Annotated in this window: 8 protein-coding genes; all 8 read left to right on the top strand. The window is 76.7% G+C overall.

Going from position 1 to position 18,082, the window contains the following annotated elements; all coding sequences use genetic code 11:
* Nucleotides 1-130: 130 nt before the first annotated feature.
* Genes OG737_RS27275 through OG737_RS27240 form a run of 8 tightly spaced genes read left to right on the top strand, consistent with a single transcriptional unit; the run spans nt 131 to nt 18,014 of the window.
* Nucleotides 131-7,024: an SDR family NAD(P)-dependent oxidoreductase gene (locus OG737_RS27275; protein ID WP_405922099.1), complete on the top strand. Its 6,894-nt coding sequence runs from the start codon at nt 131-133 to the stop codon at nt 7,022-7,024.
* Nucleotides 7,017-11,594 (top strand): beta-ketoacyl synthase N-terminal-like domain-containing protein, encoded by a 4,578-nt coding sequence (locus OG737_RS27270; protein ID WP_405677424.1) that lies wholly within the window; start codon nt 7,017-7,019, stop codon nt 11,592-11,594. The genes OG737_RS27275 and OG737_RS27270 overlap by 8 nt, the downstream gene beginning before the upstream one ends.
* On the top strand, nt 11,584-11,901 hold the full coding sequence (locus OG737_RS27265) for an acyl carrier protein (protein ID WP_405677426.1): 318 nt from the start codon (nt 11,584-11,586) through the stop codon (nt 11,899-11,901). The genes OG737_RS27270 and OG737_RS27265 overlap by 11 nt, the downstream gene beginning before the upstream one ends.
* 7 nt (nt 11,902-11,908) lie before the next feature.
* Nucleotides 11,909-12,757, top strand: coding sequence for an alpha/beta fold hydrolase (locus OG737_RS27260; protein WP_405677428.1), 849 nt, complete (start codon nt 11,909-11,911; stop codon nt 12,755-12,757).
* Entirely contained in the window at nt 12,754-13,917 is a 1,164-nt protein-coding gene (locus tag OG737_RS27255) for a nucleotide disphospho-sugar-binding domain-containing protein (protein ID WP_328928855.1), read from the top strand. Before OG737_RS27260 ends, OG737_RS27255 begins: the two co-directional genes overlap by 4 nt.
* Entirely contained in the window at nt 13,914-15,806 is a 1,893-nt protein-coding gene (locus tag OG737_RS27250; protein WP_405677430.1) for a methyltransferase domain-containing protein, read from the top strand. Before OG737_RS27255 ends, OG737_RS27250 begins: the two co-directional genes overlap by 4 nt.
* Nucleotides 15,803-16,711 (top strand): galactokinase, encoded by a 909-nt coding sequence (locus OG737_RS27245; protein WP_328928853.1) that lies wholly within the window; start codon nt 15,803-15,805, stop codon nt 16,709-16,711. Before OG737_RS27250 ends, OG737_RS27245 begins: the two co-directional genes overlap by 4 nt.
* A 25-nt stretch (nt 16,712-16,736) precedes the next feature.
* Complete coding sequence (locus tag OG737_RS27240; RefSeq protein WP_405677432.1) at nt 16,737-18,014, top strand: alkaline phosphatase family protein; 1,278 nt, start codon at nt 16,737-16,739, stop codon at nt 18,012-18,014.
* Nucleotides 18,015-18,082 lie beyond the last annotated feature (68 nt).

Raw genomic sequence — 18,082 nt, 5'->3', positions numbered from 1 at the left:
CGCCGTGAGCGCCGCCGCAGACGCACCACCCGTACCGCGGGGCCCCTCGCCCGCCGCACTCCCCCGGTTCTTCCGCCCTGTACTGCGCCCTGATCGCGCCATGTCACACAGCACTGGAAGAGGAGCGCCCGTGACCCCCCACCCCCCGCAGTCCGCCGCCACCCGCGACCTGGTCGTCGCGGTGAGCCCGTTCGAGGAGCCCCACCCGCGGATCGTGACCGCCGCCGAGCGCGCCGGGGCCCTCGGGCTGCTCGATCTCGGCCGGGACGCGGACGCCGCCCGGCGCGCCGTCGCGGAACTGGCCCGCCGGCTCGGCGGCGGCCGCCGCCACGGTGTACGGGTACCCGCGGGCTGCCCGCTCGGGCCCGAGGAGCTGCCGCCCGCGGTGGACACCGTGCTGCTCGCCGACCCCGCGTCGCACACCCCGGAGCGGGTGGCCGGCTGGGCGGCCGCTGCGGGCCGGCCCCGCGTGTGGGCCGAGGTCACCAGCCCGGCGGAGGCCAGGGCCGCCGTGGCCGCCGGTGCGGCCGCCCTCGTCGCCAAGGGCCACGAGGCCGGGGGCCGGGTCGGCACGGCCACCACCTTCGTACTGCTCCAGCAGCTGCTCACGGACCCCGCGGCCGAGGTCCCGGTACTGGCCCATGGCGGGATCGGGCCGCACACGGCGGCCGCGGCCGTCGCGGGCGGGGCCGCCGGGGTCCTGCTCGACGTACAGCTCGCCCTGACGGCCGAGGGCGAGGCGGGCCTGCCCGCCGAAGTGACCGCGGCGTTGCGGGCGATGGACGGTACCGAGACACGGCTGACGGACGGGCACCGGGTGTTCGCGCGTCCGGACCTGACCCCGCCCGAGGGGCCGGTGCCCGCTCTGCTGGGCGCCCGGGACCTGCGGGCGCAGCTGCTGCCCGTCGGGCAGGACGGCGCCTCGGCCGCCCGGCTGGCCGCGCGCCACCGGACCACGGGCGGGGTGCTCCAGGCCGTACGGGCGGCCATCGCCGGGCACCTCGAGGCCGCCGTACGGGTCCGGCCGCTCGGGCGCACTCCGGGCCGGCCGCTGCCCGTCGCCCAGGGCCCCATGACCCGGGTGAGCGACCAGGCGGCCTTCGCCGAGGCGGTGGCCGCCGCGGGCGGGGTCCCGTACCTGGCGCTCGCCGTGATGGAGGGCCCGGACGTACGCCGGCTGCTGGCCGAGAGCGCCGAGCGGCTCGGGGAACGCCCCTGGGGCGTGGGCCTGCTCGGCTTCGCCCCGGCCGCGCTGCGAGGCGAGCAGCTGGCGGCCGTGGCCGAAGCCCGCCCGCCGTACGCGATCATCGCGGGCGGCACCCCGGCGCAGGCCGCGCCACTGGAGGCGGCCGGGATCCGCACCCATCTGCACGTGCCGTCACCGGGGCTGCTGGAGCGGTATCTCGCCGAGGGTGCACGCCGGTTCGTCTTCGAGGGGCTGGAGTGCGGCGGACACGTAGGGCCGCGCGCCTCGTTCCCCCTGTGGGAGGAACAGATCGAACGGCTGCTGTCGTGCCCCGAACCCGAAGATCTGGACGTGCTGTTCGCGGGCGGGATCCACGACGGGCGCTCCGCCGCCATGGCGGTGGCGGCCGCAGCCCCGCTGGCCGAGCGGGGCGCGCGGATCGGGGTACTGATGGGCACCGCCTACCTGTTCACCGAGGAGGCCGTGGCGGCGGGCGCGGTACTGCCCGGCTTCCAGCGGGCGGCCGTGGAGTGCGCGGACACCGTGCTGCTGCACACCGCGCCCGGACATGCCACCCGCTGCGCGCCCACCCCGTACGCCGAGAGCTTCGAAGCGACCCGGCTGCGGCTCACCGGGAGCTGCGCCGAGCCGCGCGAGGTGTGGGAGGAGCTGGAACGGCTCAACCTGGGGCGGCTGCGGATCGCCAGCAAGGGCCTGCGGCGGGCGGCCGACGGGTCCGCCCTGGAGCCGGTGGACGCGGAGCAGCAGTACGCCGAGGGGCTGTTCATGCTGGGACAGGCCGCCGTGCTCCGCTCCGGGACCACGACCGTCGCCGCGCTCCACGCGCAGGTCACCGAGGGTGCCACCGCCCTGCTGGAACGCCGGGCCGAGGACTTCGCGACGACGGGGTCCGAGACGGCGGCCACGGCGGCCGACCCGCTCGACATCGCCATCGTCGGAATGGCCTGCGCCTACCCCGGCGCGCCCGACCTCGCCGCCTACTGGGCGCGGATCCTGGCGGGTGCGGACGCGGTGACCGAGGTACCGGCCGAACGCTGGGACCCGGAGCTGTACTACGACGCCGACCCGGCCCGGGCCGGCGAGCGCACCCCCTCCCGCTGGGGCGGCTTCCTCGGCCCGGTGCCCTTCGACGCCCTCGCGCACGGCATCCCGCCCGCCTCCCTGGCCGGGATCGAACCGGTCCAGCTGCTGGCACTGGAGATCGCCGCGCGAGCCCTCGGGGACGCCGGCTACGGCAGGGACCGGGAGTTCGACCGCGCCAGGACCTCGGTGGTCTTCGGCGCGGAGGCCGGTACCGAACTGGCGGGTGCGTACGGACTGCGCGCACTGCTCCCGTCCTACCTGGGCGAGCTCCCTCCCGCCCTGGACGACCAACTGCCGCGCCTCACCGAGGACTCCTTCCCCGGCATCCTCGCCAACGTCATCGCGGGCCGGGTCGCCAACCGGCTCGACCTCGGCGGAGCGAACTGCACGGTCGACGCCGCCTGCGCGTCCTCCCTCGCCGCCCTGGACCTCGCCTGCCGCCAACTCCGCGACGGGGACAGCGACATGGTCGTCTGCGGAGGCGCCGACGTACACAACGGCATCAACGACTACCTGATGTTCTCCTCCGTCCGCGCCCTGTCGCCCGGCGGCCGCTGCCGGCCCTTCGACGCGGCGGCCGACGGGATCGCGCTCGGCGAGGGCGTGGGCGCGCTGGTGCTGAAGCGGCTCGCGGACGCGGAACGGGACGGCGACCGGGTGTACGCCGTGGTCAAGGCGGTCGGCGCGTCCAGCGACGGCCGGTCCCTCGGTCTGACCGCGCCCCGGCCGGAAGGGCAGCGGCGGGCACTGGAGCGGGCCTACGCACGCGCCGGTGTCTCCCCGGGCGAGGTGGGCTTGGTCGAGGCGCACGGCACCGGGACGGTGGTCGGCGACAGCACCGAACTGGCCGTCCTGAGCGAGCTGTTCACCGCCTCGGGCGCCGTTCCCGGCTCGTGTGCGCTGGGATCCGTGAAATCGCAGCTCGGCCACACCAAATGCGCGGCGGGACTCGCCGGGCTCATCAAGGCGGCCCGAGCGGTCCACGCGGGTGTGCGGCCGCCGACCCTGCACATCGAATCGCCGAACCCGGCCTGGCGGGCGCAGACCAGCCCGTTCTCCTTCGATGCCGAGGCCCGGCCCTGGGCGGTGCCCCCGGAGCAGCGGATCGCCGGGGTGAGCGCCTTCGGCTTCGGCGGCACGAACTACCACGCGGTGCTGGCCGGTTACGGGGGCTGCGAGGAACCCCGCCACGGCCTGGAGGAATGGCCGGCCGAGCTGTTCTGCTTCCGCGGCGAGGACCGGCGGGCGGCGGGCCGGGCGATGGCGCGGCTCGCGGCCCGGCTGGAGGAGAACGACGCGGCCGGGCGGCCGTGGGCCCTGCGCGACCTCGCGGCGGAACCGGCCTCCGGCTCCGGGACCGTCCACGTCGCCGTCGTCGCCGCCGGTCTGGACGAACTGGCGGCCCGGCTGGAGCAGGCGCGGGCCTTCACCCCGGGCACGGGGGTCCACGTACGCGAGGAGGCGGCGGACCCGGGGCGCGTGGCGTTCCTGTTTCCCGGGCAGGGCAGCCAGCGGACGGGAATGCTGGGCGAGTTATTCATGGGGTTCCCCGCCCTGCGCGCTCTCCTGGACGCGGCGCCCGCACCGGTGGTCTCGGCGGTGTTCCCGCCCACGGCGTTCACCGCCGAGGGGCGGGCCGCGCAGCGGGCGGCTGTCACCGACACCCGGGTGGCCCAGCCCGCCCTCGGACTGGCGGGGGCGGCGGCCCACCTGCTGCTCGCCGAGCTCGGCGTACGGCCGGACGGCGTGGCCGGGCACTCGTACGGGGAGCTCACCGCGCTGTGGGCGGCGGGGGTCTACGACACGGCGGACCTGCTGCGGCTGAGTGCGCGCCGGGCCGAGGCGATCGTGGCCGCCGCCGGGGAGGATCCGGGGGCGATGGCGGCGGTGTCGGCCGCGCCGGAGGAGGTACGGGAGATCGCCGCGCGCGCCGGGTGCGTGGTGGCGAACCACAACGCGCCCCGGCAGTGCGTGATATCGGGCCCGACCACGGCCGTTGCCGCCGCGGTGTCGGCGCTGCGCGAGGCGGGCCTGTCGGCCGAGCCGCTGCCCGTGGCGTGCGCGTTCCACAGCGAGGTCGTGGCGGGGGCGACGGCCGCCCTCGCGGCGGAACTGGCGGCGACCGCGGTGGCCGCCCCGCGCGTCCCCGTCTGGTCGAACACGACGGCCGGCCCGTATCCGGCCTCCGCCCAGGAGCTACGGGGCCTTGCCGCACGCCAGCTCGCGGAGCCGGTCCGCTTCGTGGAGCAGGTGGAGGCCATGTACGCGGCCGGTGTGCGGACCTTCGTCGAGGCGGGGCCGGGCCGGGTCCTGTCCGGTCTGACCGGCCGGATCCTGCGCGACCGCCCGCACACGGTGGTCCCGCTGGACGTGCCGGGCGAACACGGCCTGGTCCGGCTGGTCACGGCACTGGCGGAGCTCGCGGCGGCCGGCGTGCCGGTGGCGCCGGAGGTGCTGTTCCGCGGCCGGACCTCCGTCCTGCCGGACCGGGCGCCGCGGCGTCCGGGCTGGCTGGTGGACGGCCACTTGGTGCGCACCGCCGACGGCGCCCCGGTGGCCGGCGGCCTCCGGCCGGCCCGCCGAGTGCCTCCGGCAGTGGCTGCGGGTTGGGCCTCCGCTTCGGCCGCCGGTGCGGGTGCCGGTGTAGCCGCCGGTGCCGGTTCACGTCCGGATCCGGTGGCCGCCGACCGGCGCGAGGAGGCGGTACTGGAGTACCTCCGCGGCACCCGCGAACTGGTCCAGGCGCAGCGGGACGTCCTGCTGGGCTACCTGGGCGCGGGGGCGCCCGCCTCGGCCCCCACCCCGGACCCCGGGTGGCCTCCGGCCGAGGCGTACGACCGGTCCCGGTCGGGCGCCGCGCCGGACCTTCTCACGGCCGAGGCACCCGACAACTCCCCGGCGACCGGGCTGCGGCCGACGGCCGGGCCCACCGGCGGAGCCCCCTCCGCCGAAGAGGTCATGGACGCCGTCCTGGAGATCGTGCACACGCGGACCGGGTACCCCCGGGACATGCTCGACCCCGGGCTGGATCTGGAGGCGGACCTGTCCATCGACTCCATCAAGCGGGTCGAGATCATCGGCGCCCTGGCCGACCGGATCGGCCTGCCGCAGGACCCGGGCGGCTCCGCCGAGTCCGCGGTCGAGGAGCTGTCCCGGATCAAGACCCTGCGCGGGATCGTGGACTGGGTCACCTCCCACGCACCCGCCGGGCCGTCCGCCGACCCCGGGCCCGAACCCGGCCCGGTGCCACCCCTGCCCGGCCCGGCGGCCCCGGCCCCGGCCCCGGCCCCGGCCCCGGCCCCGGCCCCGGCCCCGGCCAGCCTGCTCCGTCGGCTCCGCGTGGACCTGGTGTCCGTACCCGCGGCGGCCGGGGACCCGCGGGCCCTGCGCGGACTGCGGATCGGGGTCGTCGAGGACGGCCAGGGCGTCGCGCTCGCCCTGGGCGCGGCGCTGGGCACGCACGGCGCCGAGGTGAAGGTCGTGTCCGAGGCCGAGGCCGGGTTCGACGGCATCGTGGACCTGTCCGCGCTGCGCCCGGGGGCCGAGCCCCTGCTCCCCGAGGCCTTCCCGGGGCTGCGGAACGCCCTGACCGGCGGGGTCCGGAGGCTGCTCCTCGTCACCGCGCCCGGCGCCCCCGGGGCAGGTCTGCACGGCTTCGCCCGCAGCGCGGCCCTGGAATTCCCCGGCACGCTGATCCGCGCGGTCGGCATCCACCCCGAGGAGGACCCGGAGCGGATCGCGGCGCAGCTCCTCGCCGAGCTGAGCTGCCCCCCGGCCGACGGCCCCGCCTCCGTCGGGTACACCGCCGAGGGAGCCCGGGTCGCCCGCGGCGCGGTGTCCGCGCCGCTCGCCCCGGCCGGGGACGGACCGGACGGGCCGCCCCTCGGCCCCGGATCGGTGGTCCTGCTCACGGGCGGGGCCCGCGGGATCACCGCCCGGACCGCCCTGGCCCTGGCCCGCGCCACCGGCTGCCACGTCGAGCTGCTCGGCCGTACGCCCGAACCGGACCCCGGAGGCGACGAGTTCGCCCAGGCACAGGACCGGGTGGCACTGCGCGCCGCGCTGATCGCCACGGGACTCCGTACGCCCGCCGAGATCGAGGCGGCGGCCTCGCGGATCCTCGCCGAGCGCGAGGTGCGGGCCACGCTGGCCGCCCTCGCCACGGCGGCGGCCTCCGTCCGCTACCACTGCGCCGACGTCACCGATGCCCGCGCCGTGCGGGCCGTCGTGGCCGATGTGCGCGCCCGGCACGGCCGGCTGGACGGCATCGTGCACGGCGCCGGTGTCCTGCGCGACGGGCTGCTGCGCGACAAGCAACCGGCCGACTTCGCCGAGGTGTTCACCACCAAGGTGGCCGGCGCCCGCCACCTGGCCGCAGCGGCGGCCGAGCACGGTACGGCGCCCGCGCCCCGGTTCCTGGCCCTGTTCGGCAGTGTCGCCGGGGTGTACGGCAACCGCGGCCAGTGCGACTACGCCGCGGCCAACGACGCCCTCGACAGCCTGGCGCACACCTGGTCGGAGTCCTTCCCGGGCCGGGTGCTGGCCGTGGACTGGGGCCCCTGGGCGGCGGAGGCGGGCGGGATGGTCACGCCCGAGCTGGAGCGTGCGTACGCCCGGCGCGGCGTCCCGCTGATCGGTCCCGAGGCGGGCACCGCCGCGTTCCTCGCCGAACTCGCGCACGGAACCGACGTACAGGTGGTCCTGATGGCGGAGGAGGGCCGCGGCGATGAGTGAGCGGCGGCGCGGCCCGCGGCCCACGGACGCGGCGATCGTCGGGATGGGCGCGGTGTTCCCCGGGGCCGCCGATCTGGCCGCCTACCGGCGCAATCTGCTCGCCGGTACGGACTCGATCGGCGACGTCCCGCCGGGGCGCTGGGATCCCGAGGTGTACTACGACCCCGACGGCGCCACCGGCCCGGTGTCCGGCGACCGGTTCTACTGCCGGCGCGGCGGGTTCGTCGACGGCCTCGCCGCCTTCGACCCGACCCGCTTCGGGATCATGCCCGCCGCCGTGGAGGGGGCCGAGCCGGACCAGATGCTGGCCCTGCACGCGACGGCCGAGGCCATCGCGGACGCGGGAGGCGAGGACCGGCTGCCGGCGGACCGCTCCCGGATCGGGGTGGTGCTGGGGCGCGGCGGGTTCATGGGGGTGGCCACCGCCCGGCTGGACCAGCGGGTGCGTACGGCGCACCAGTTGGCCCAGACCCTGCGGGAGCTCGCGCCGGAGCTCGGAGAGCGGCGGATCGCGGCGGTGCGCTCGGCTTTCCAGGACGCGCTGGGGCCGGAGCGGCCGGACGCGTCGATCGGCCTGGTGCCGAGCTTCACCGCCGCCCGGACCGCGAACCGGCTGGACTTCCGCGGCCCCGCCTACACCCTGGACGCCGCCTGTGCCTCCTCGCTGCTCGCGGTGGACCAGGCCGTGGGGCTGCTGGCGGGCGGACGCTGCGACGCGGTGGTCGCGGGCGCCGTGCACCACTGCCACATCGCCACGCTGTGGAGCGTGTTCACGCAGCTGCGGGCGCTGAGCCCCAGCGAGCGGATCCGGCCCTTCGACCGGAGGGCCGACGGGACCCTGCTCTCCGAGGGCACCGGGGTGGTGCTGCTGAAGCGGCTCGCGGACGCGGAGCGGGACGGCGACCGCGTCTACGCGGTGATCCGCGGTACGGGTGTGGCCGGGGACGGCCGGGCGGCGAGCCTGATGAGCCCCCTGGTCGCGGGCCAGGTACGGGCACTGGAGCGGGCCTGGCGGGAGGCCGGCCTGGATCCCCGGGCTCCGGGCGCGCTGGGGCTGCTGGAGGCGCACGGCACCGGGACGCCCGTGGGGGACGTGGCCGAACTCGACACCCTGGCCCAGGTGTTCGGTGCGCGGGAGGGTTCCGGGCCGGGGGTCGGCTTCGGCTCCGTCAAGTCGATGCTCGGGCACACCATGCAGGCCTCCGGCATGGCCGGGCTGATCAAGGCCGCGCTGGCGGTGTACGAGGGGGTGCTGCCGCCGACGCTGCACCTGGAGGAGCCCCACCCGGACCTGGCCCGGACCCGGATGCGGCCGGTGACGGCGGCGGAGCCGTGGGAGCGGGGTCCGGAGCCCCGCCGGGCGGGGGTCAACGCCTTCGGCTTCGGCGGGATCAACGCGCACGTGGTGCTGGAGGAGGCTCCGGCGGCCGCGCGCCCGGCGGCTCCGGCCCGCCGGTTCCTGCCACTGGGCGGCGCGGCCGCGCCGGTGGGGGCGTCCGCCCGGGGCGACGTACTCCTGCTGGGCGCGGACGGTCCGGCGGAGCTGTCGGCCCGGTTGGCGACGGGCTCGCCGGTGTCCGGCGGAGACGGGCCCTGCCGGCTCGCGGTGTTCGGGCCCACGCCCCAGCGGCTCGCGCTGGCCGCGAAGGTGGTGGCGCGCGGCCGGGCCTGGCGGGGCCGGGGGGACGTGTGGTTCACACCGGAGCCGCTGGGCGGCCGGGTGGCCTTCCTGTTCCCGGGCCTGGAGCCGGAGTTCGCCCCCGTGGTGGACGATGTCGCGGACCGGCTCGGGACGGCGCGGCCCCGGCTCACGCGGGGCACGTCCCTGGTGGAGCGGGCCCTCGACGCGATCGCGACGGGCCGCTTCTTCGCCCGGGTCATGCCCGCGCTCGGCGTCGAGGCCGATGTGCTGGCGGGCCACAGCCTGGGCGAGTGGGCGGCGATGGTGGCCGCCGGGATGTATCCACAGGAAGCCGCCGACAGCTTCCTGGACGGGCTCCGGCCGTCGGACCTGCTGGTGCCCGATCTCGTGTACGCGGCGCTGGGCTGCGGTGCGCGCCGGGCGGAGGCGGCACTGCACGGCCTGGACCGGGTGGTGGTCAGCCACGACAACTGCCCCCACCAGTCGGTGATATGCGGGGAACCGGACCAAGTGGCGGCCGCGGTCGGCCGGTTGCGCGGCGACGGGGTGCTCGGCCAGGAACTCCCGTTCCGGTCGGGCTTCCACACCCCGATGTGGGAGCCGTACCTGGGCCAGGTCCGCGCCGCCTTCGGCCGGCTGCCGCTGCGGCCCGGATCCCTACCGGTGTGGTCGGCCACCACGTGCGCTCCGTTCCCCGCCGAGCCGCGGGACGTGCGGGACCTGGTGGTCCGCCACCTCCTGGAGCCGGTCCGCTTCCGCGAACTGACGCTGCGGCTGTACGAGGAGGAGGGCGTGCGCGGCTTCGTCACCCTGGGCCCGGGCAGCCTGCCGGGCTTCGTGGAGGACACCCTGCGCGAGCGCCCCCACCTCTCGGTGTCCACCTCCTCCCCCCGGCTTCCGGGTCTGGCGGCGCTGGAGCGTGCCTGCGCCGCGCTCTGGGCCGAGGGGCACGCACCGCGCTGGGACCTGTTGTCCCTACCGGTGTCTGAGAAGACGGCCGAGCCGGTACGGCCGCCTTCGCCGGCGGGGCGCGCCGTGCCCCTGGACCTCGGTTCGCCGCTGGTCCGCCTCGGCGAGACGGCGCGCACCGCGCTGGGCGGCCTCCTGCCCACGGCCCCGGCCCCGGCCGCTGCGGCGCGGGTCCGGGCCGAGCCGTCCGCCCCCCGGCCGATCCTGCTGTCCGCGCTGGACGCGGTCCTCGAAGACACCGCGGCGGCCGCCCGGAACGTCACCGAGGCCTGGTCGGCCGTACGCCCGCCGGACACGGGCCGGGCCACGGGACTGGGCGCGGCGCGTGCCACGGGACAGCCCTCGGGGAATCACACCCTGCGCTGCTCGCTGGCCGCGCTGCCCTACGTACGCGACCACTGCGTGTACCTCCAGCCGGACGGCTGGCCGGAGGAGTCCGACCGGTTCCCCGTCGTACCGATGACCACCATGCTGGAGCTGGCCGCCGAGGCCGCGCAGCGCCACGCCCCGCCCGGCCTCGCCGTCATCGGCTACGAGGACGTACGGGCGCTGCGCTGGCTCGCCGTCGAACCGGCCGTCGACGTCGAGGTCACCGTCCGCGGCGACGGGCCCGGCCGCTCGCGCGTCGCCCTCGGGGAGTTCGCGTCGGTGGTCGTGCTGCTCGGTGAGCGGTACGGGCAGCCGCCCGCGCCCGACACCACTCCCCTGCGCGAACCGGGGCCCGCCCCCGTCAGCGCCGAGGCGCTCTACCGCGACCGGTGGATGTTCCACGGCCCCCGTTTCGCAGGGGTGCACGAGGTACGGACCGTCGGCTCGGACGGCATCCGGGGCGTGCTGCGGGCGCTCCCCGACCCGGGGGCGCTGCTCGACGCCGCGGGCCAGCTGTTCGGCCACTGGATGCAGCTGCGCCTCCCGGTGGACCGGCTGGTGTTCCCGGCCGCCGTGGACCGCGTCCGCTTCTGCGGTCCCCCGCCCGCCCCCGGGGAGCTGGTCGCCGCCACGGCCCGGATCCGGGAGGTACGGGACATCACCGTGCGCGGTGACCTCGAACTGTGCCGCACCACGGGCGAGGTGTGGGCCCTGATCGAGGGATGGACCTACCGCCGGTTCGGCGCCGACGAGCGGGTGTGGCCGATGAAGTTCACCCCGGAGGTGTGCGGCATCGGCGAGCCACGGCCCGAGGGCTGGTGCCTGGCCCGCCGCCGCTGGACCGACCCGGCCTCGCAGGAGCTGGTGATGCGCCGCTACCTCGGCGCCGCCGAGCGGGCGGCGTACGAGCGGCTGTCGCCGCGGGCCCGGGCGCCCTGGCTGCTGGGCCGGATCGCCGCCAAGGACGCGCTGCGCGGACTGCTGTGGGGGGCCGGGGCCGGGCCGGTGTTCCCGGTGGAGGTGCCGGTGGGGAACGATCCCGCGGGCCGGCCCGTGGCCGAGGGTCCGCTCACTCCCGGCTTCCGGCTGTCGATCGCCCACAAGGACCGGATCGCGGTCGCCCTCGCCCACCCCCGCGACGCGGTCGGCATCGACGTGGAACCGGTGACCGCCGACCCCGGCGCGCTGGTCCGGATCGCTCTGCGGCCGGAGGAACTCCGCCTCGCCGAGCGGCTGGCCGCCTGTGAGGGCACCGGACTGCCGGCCGCACTCACCGCCCTGTGGTGCGCGAAGGAGGCCGCGGCGAAGGCGGCGGGCAGCGGGCTCGGCGGCCGGCCGCGGGACTGGCGGGTGGCCGGTGAACCGGATTCCGGCGCGCTGCTCGTGCGCTCCCCCGACGGGCACCCGTACCCGGTCCGAACCACCCGCGTCCCCACCGACCGGCTCGACCCTGACCTGCGCAACCACGACCTGCCCGCCCCGGGCCGGCCCGCCCCCGGACCGCCCGACCACGTCGTCGCCTGGACCGCCCACGGCACGGCGCCGTCCCCCGTCCCCTTCCACCTCACGGAGACCCGTCATGGCACCTGACATCCTCGCCGAGATCACCGGAATGCTCGTGGAGATCGTCGGCGACGAGTACCTGCTCGCGGAGGAGGTCACGATGAAGACGACGTTCAACGAGGACCTCGCCCTGGAGAGCATCGAGTTCGTCGCCCTCGCCGAGCTGCTCCATCACCGCTACGGCGCCGAGGTGGACCTGATGGGCTTCCTGGCGGAGAAGGACATGGACGCCATCCTGGCCATGTCGGTCGGCGAACTCGTCACCCACATCGGCCGGATCACGCACGCCTCCCTCGCCCGCACGGCAGCCGCCCCGGCCGCCCCCGCCGGCTGAGCCCGCCATGGCCGTCGTTCCTGCCAACTCCCTGAAATTCCACGTCCAGCGGCTCCCGGCCACCGCCGGGGCCGCCCGCCCCGACCGGCCCGTGGTGGTCTTCCTGCACGGCCTGGTCGTCGACAACCTGTCCTCCTTCTACTGTCCCCTGGCCGTGCCGGTGGCCCGGTCCGGGCACGAGGCCGTCCTCTACGACCTGCGCGGCCACGGCCGTACCGAGCGGCCCGCGAACGGCTACGACAGCGGCACCGCCGTACGGGACCTCTTCGCGCTGCTCGGCGCGCTGGACCTCGGGCACCGCCCGGTGCACCTGGTCGGCAACAGCTACGGCGGGACCCTGGCGGTGCACGCCGCCCTGGCCCGGCCCGACCTCGTCGCCGGTCTCACGCTCCTCGAACCCCCGCTCGGCGGAGCCTGGGTGGAGAACATGGTGGACACCCTGTCGGCGGCCGCGCTCAGTCTGGAGGACAGCCCGGTACCGGCGGAACTGCTCACCCTGCGCCTGCGCAAGGCCGCCCATCTCACGGCCATCGCCGACGACCTGCTCAACCGCACCACGCTCATCGACGACATCGCCGCCGGCCGCACCTTCACCCCGGCCGACTACGCGCGGCTGCGCTGCCCGGTGCTGGTCGTGTGCGGCGAGCACTCCGAACTGGTGCCGGGCGCCCGGGAACTGGTCCGCCACGCGCCGGACGGCACGCTGCGGATCCTGCCGGACCTGGGCCACGACGTCCTCAAGGAGAGCAGCGGGGCCCTGCGGGAGGCCGTGCTCGCCCATCTCGACGCGACGGCCGCGACGGCCGCGACGGCTGCTGTGGCGGCGGGGCCGCGGGCGGGAGCGCTGGTCCCATGAGGGTGCTCTTCACGGTGCCGCCGCTGGCGGGGCACGTCAATCCGACCGTGGCCGTCGGGGCCGAACTGGCCGCGCGGGGGCACGAGGTCGCCTGGACGGGACCGGCCGCGGCGCTGGCCCGGCTGCTGCCCCCGTCGGCCCGGATCCTGCCCGCCGGCGAGGAGGCGGGCGGCGGCTACGCGACGCTGCACGAGCGCTGGCGCGACCTGCGCGGGGTCGGGGCGCTGCGGTTCCTGTGGGAGGAGGCGCTGGTGCCGCTGGCCCGGGCGATGGTCCCGGGGGTGACCCGCGCCGTCCACGAGTTCGCACCAGACCTGCTGGTCGCCGACCAACAGGCCCTGGCCGGGCCGCTGGTGGCCCGGCGGCTCGGCGTCCCGTGGGCGACGTCCGCCAGCACCTCGGCCGAACTCACCCGGCCCTTCGCGGACTTCCCGAAGGTCGGGGAGTGGGTGGCCGGGCAGATCTCCGGCCTCCTCGCGGAGTTCGGGTCACCGGCGCCGGACTGGGATCCGCGGTTCTCGGACCGGCTCGTGCTGGTCTTCTCCACTCCCGAACTCGTCGGAGCGCGGGACGGCTTCCCGCCGCACCACGCCTTCGTCGGTCCCGCCTTCGGGGCCCGGCCGGCCGCGGCGGGGTTTCCCTGGCAGCGCCTGGATCCGGCCCGGCGGCGGGTGCTGGTGTCGCTGGGCACGCTCAACCAGGAGGCCGGCGGCCGGTTCTACGCGGCGGTACTGGGCGCCGCCGAACGCCTCGCCGAGGAGGTGCAGCTGGTACTCGCGGCGCCGGCCGCGCTGGTCGGGTCCGTGCCGGGGCACGTCCTGCTGCAGGGATGCGTCCCGCAGCTGGAACTCCTGCCGCACCTGGACGCCGTGGTCTGCCACGGCGGCCACAACACCGTCTGCGAGGCCCTCGCGTACGGGCTGCCGCTGGTCGTCGCGCCGATCCGGGACGACCAGCCGATCGTGGCCCGGCAGGTCGTGGAGGCCGGGGCCGGGGTGCGGGTGCGGTTCGGCAGGACCCGGGCCGAGGAACTGCGTGACGCGATCACGGCCGTGCTGGACGATCCCGGCCACCGCCGGTCCGCCCGGCGGATCCAGGCCTCATTCGCCGCGGCGGGCGGAGCCGCCGCCGCGGCCGACCGGTTGGAGAAGCTGCTATGACGCCACTCCCGAACACCCGGGTCCGGTGGACCTCCGCCGTCGTGCTGGCCGCGCTCGGCGCCGGCACCGTGCGGGCCGGCCGCCGGCTGCGGGCGATCCCGGTGCTGCCCGCGGTCCCGGCCGCCGCGGCCGGAGTGCCGCGGGCCGCCGGGTGGCGGCTGCTCACCGCCCAGGGGGTCGAGCCCGACGCGGTCACCTTCCTCGCCGCCTGCGCGCACGCCGACCGGGAGGGGCTGCGGGTACTGGACCTGCTTCCGGCGGACCTGGCCACCGAGCGGGCCCTGGGGCTGCTGCGTCTGGTCGACCCCGGCAGCTACCGCCACGACCGGCTCGGCGAGGGGCGCGGCGCCGGTTTCGCCGTACTGGTCGCCGAGGAGGTGCTGGAGCGGGCCGGGTTCGAACCGGGTGGGCCGCGCCCCGGGCCGGAGGAACTCCTCGCGCTCACGCGGCGTTTGAAGGAGTACGCCGCCGGGGCCACGGGCCTGGCCGTCGCCCCCGCGCTGAGCTGCGGACCGCGGACCGAGGCGACCGGGCCCGCCCGGGCCGCCGAGCTGCGCGCACAGGGGCTGCCGCCGGGGGCGCTGGCCGCTGCCCAGCTCTCCGGGCTGGCCCTGCTGGCGGGCGTCGCCCTGCGCCAGGGCCGGTGGGGCGCCGCCGCGGCCGGGCTGTACTGGCTCCAGCCGTACCTCGCCCTCGGCGGGCCCGGCTCCCCGCTGCGCCCCGCCGACCTGGCCGTGGCCACCGCCGGCCGGCCGCTGCGCTCGCTCGCCGCCGCCCTGCGTACGGCCGCGGCGGTCGCCCGTACCCCGGCGGGCCGCGAGGGCGGCGGGGGCGGGAGTGAGGGCGCGGACGACGAGGCCGCCCGGGCGGAGGCCTACCGCGAGGACCTGGCCGCGGGCCCCGGGCGCTTCCTCGAACCGCGCCGCGCGGACTGCCCGTGGTGCGGCTCGCTGCGGCTCACCGTCCGGGTCCGGGTGCCCGACCTGCTCCAGGGCAAGCCCGGCCTGTTCATCCTGGAGCGCTGCGGGGACTGCGGGCACGTCTTCCAGAATCCCCGGCTGAGCCCGCAGGGACTGGAGTTCTACTACCGCGACTTCTACGACGGGCGCGGCGGCGAGGGAGCGGGCACGGTCTTCGGCCGGCTCGGCCCCGCCTACCGGGCGCGCGCCCGGATGCTCCTCCCCCACACGGAGCCCTCGTCCTGGCTCGACGTGGGCACCGGGCACGGCCACTTCTGCAACACGGCGCGGGCCGTCTGGCCGCGGACCCGCTTCGACGGGCTCGACATGGGCGACGGTGTGCGTGCGGCCGAGCGCCGCGGCTGGGTGGAGACCGGCTACCAGGGCCAGTTCCCCGAGTTCGCCCCGAAGCTGGCGGGCCAGTACGAGGTGGTCAGCATGTACCACTACCTGGAGCACACCCGGGAGCCGCTGGCCGAACTGGACGCGGCGGCCACCGTCCTCGCCCCCGGGGGGTTCCTGACCATCGAGGTCCCCGACCCGGAGTCGCGCATGGCCCGGCTGCTCGGCCCGGCGTGGCTGCCCTGGTTCCAGCCGCAGCACCAGCACCTGGTGCCCGCCGCGAACCTGCGCGAGGCGCTGGCCGACCGGGGATTCACCGTCCTCGCCGAGGAGCACGGCCCGGCCCACCAGGGCAACGACTTCGTCGGCGCGGTGGCCCTCACCGTGACGCGGCTGGCCCCGGACCCGGACCGGCCGTGGGGCCCGCCGGCCACGCCCCGTGCCCGGGCCCTCGCCCACACCGTGCGGGCGGCGTCGCTGCCGTGCTTCGCCGGCGCGGCGGTGCTGGACGCCCTGCGCACGGCTGCCGCCCGGGCCACGGACGGCGGCAACGCCTACCGGATCCTGGCCCGCAAGGAGCTCCTGTGACGGCCGCCGCGGGCGACCTGGCCCGCCGGGCGACCGCCGATCCGCTCTTCCGCCTCGTCGCCTACGCCCTGGAGGCCGCGCACGGCCGGCCCCCGGCCGCCGTGTGGAGCGCCCCGTACGCCTTTCACCTGGGCTCCCCCGAATTGGTCGCGGCGGCGAGCTGGCCCACGGCGGCGGCCGCGGCCCCGCGCACCGACGGCCTGGTGCGGCTCAGTTCGTTGGGCCATCCCGCGGACAGCTGCGATCTGCCGCTGACCCTGTCCGGGCCGCCGCCCGCGGCCCCCGCGTGGGCGGTCCGGCCGTACGCCGTGCTGCGGGCGCTGGCCCGGGCCGGTTACGGCCGCGGCGGCACCGACCTGCACGTGCAGGGCTCGCTCACGGCGGCCGCCGGGCTGGCCACGGCGGAGCCCGCCGAGTGCGCGCTGGCGCTCGCGGTGGCCGACGTACACACGGGGCCGGACGAACGGCCGGACCGCGCGCACCTGGCCCGGCTGCTGGCCGAGGCCCTGCCGGACGGGGACGACGCCCTGCGCCGGGCGGTGCTCTTCGCCCGGCCCGGCGAGGCCCTGCTGCTGGGCGCCGGGCCCCGGGCGAGCCGGAGGTACGTCCCCTTCGACCCGGCCGTCTCGGGAGCGCGGCTGGTGCTCGTGGCCGTGCGCGGCGACGACGGGGGCACGGGCCCGGCGGCGGAGCTGGCGCGGGCCGTGGCCTGCGCCCGCCGGGCCGGGGCGCTGAGCGCCTGGCCGCCCGGACCGGAGCCGGGGCGAAGCGTGCTGGTGCTGCTGCCCGAGGCACGGCTGACGGCGGTACGGGCGGCGGTCGCGCGGGAGTTCCGCGACCGAGGACGGCCCGTACCGCGGTTCCTGAACATCGCCGTGGCCGGTGCGGCCCGGCGCGAGGAATGACACCACCTGCGAGGAGGAACCACCCATGCCCCTTCCCTCACCCACGACCCGCCCCAGACGCGGGGCCCGCTGGTCCGCGCTCATGGCCGGAGTCGGCGCGCTCGGCCTGCTCGGCGCCTTCACCGTGGCCAACTCCCAGGCGGCGGAGAGCGGTTCCCCGACCGGGCCGGCGGCCGCCGCCGCGGCCGCGCTGCCCGCGTACGACCACGTGGTGGTCGTCGTGTACGAGAACAAGCAGTACGGCGAGATCATCGGCAGCGCGAACGCCCCGTACATCAACCAGCTGGCGAACGCGGGCGCGAGCCTGACCGGCATGAAGGCGCTGACCCACCCGAGTCAGCCCAACTACTTCAACCTCTTCTCCGGCGCCACGCAGGGCATCACGGGCGACGGCTGCTACACCCCGCAGTCGATGACGGCGGCGAACCTCGGACAGGAGCTGATCACGGCCGGCAAGACCTTCGCGACGTACAACGAGGACCTGCCGGGCGAGGGGTCCACGGCCTGCACGAACGGCCAGTACGCGCAGAAGCACAATCCGTGGTTCGCCTTCAAGAACGTGCCGCTGAACACGGGGAAGACCTGGACGCAGTTCCCGCAGAACAACTTCGCGGCGCTGCCGGACCTGTCCTTCGTGGTGCCCAACCAGTGCAACGACATGCACTCGTGCTCGGTCGGCACCGGCGACACCTGGACGAAGAACAACATCGACGCCTACGCCCAGTGGGCGAAGGCCAACAACAGCCTGCTGGTGCTGACATGGGACGAGGACAACTACCTCGGCTCGAACCAGATCGCCACCGTCTTCTACGGCGCGAACGTCAAGACGGGCAAGTACACCACCGCTTTCAACCACCACCACCTGCTGCGGACCTTCGAGGACCTCTTCGGCACGGCCACGCACGCGGGCAACGCGGCCAACGTCCAGCCGATCAGCGAGGTGTTCGGCGGATCCACGCCGACCCCGACACCCACACCCACGCCCACTCCGACACCCACTCCGACACCCACGCCGACCCCGACGCCGACGCCCACCCCGGGTGACCTGAAGCTCGCCGATCCCGGCCCGCAGACCTGCAAGTTCAACCAGTCCTGCACCATCCAGCTCAGCGCCACCGGCGGCAAGTCCCCGATCCGCTACGCGGCCACCGGCCTGCCCTGGGGCCTGAGCGTCGACGCCGGCACCGGCCGGATCAGCGGCAAGCCGTGGGGCAGCGGCACGGTCCAGGTGACCGCCACCGCCACCGACTCCACGGGCGCGACCGTCACCGCCGCCTTCCCGCTCACCGTCAACTGGTTCTAGACGCCGAGGAGGCATCCGTGTACCTGTCGACCAGCCGTGCCGCGGACATCGCCGGGGAGGCTCCGGCC

Source organism: Streptomyces sp. NBC_00122 (assembly GCF_045160845.1).
Classification (GTDB): domain Bacteria; phylum Actinomycetota; class Actinomycetes; order Streptomycetales; family Streptomycetaceae; genus Streptomyces.
The sequence above is the reverse complement of the archived record's forward strand: the minus strand, read 5'-3'. Positions and strand labels throughout refer to the sequence as shown.

Bases quoted from the DNA above. Each gene is read 5' to 3' on its own strand.
- OG737_RS27270 (WP_405677424.1), top strand. From the start codon at position 7,017: ATGAGTGAGCGGCGGCGCGGCCCGCGGCCCACGGACGCGGCGATCGTC.
- OG737_RS27265 (WP_405677426.1), top strand. From the start codon at position 11,584: ATGGCACCTGACATCCTCGCCGAGATCACCGGAATGCTCGTGGAGATC.
- OG737_RS27260 (WP_405677428.1), top strand. From the start codon at position 11,909: ATGGCCGTCGTTCCTGCCAACTCCCTGAAATTCCACGTCCAGCGGCTC.
- OG737_RS27255 (WP_328928855.1), top strand. From the start codon at position 12,754: ATGAGGGTGCTCTTCACGGTGCCGCCGCTGGCGGGGCACGTCAATCCG.
- OG737_RS27250 (WP_405677430.1), top strand. From the start codon at position 13,914: ATGACGCCACTCCCGAACACCCGGGTCCGGTGGACCTCCGCCGTCGTG.
- OG737_RS27240 (WP_405677432.1), top strand. From the start codon at position 16,737: ATGCCCCTTCCCTCACCCACGACCCGCCCCAGACGCGGGGCCCGCTGG.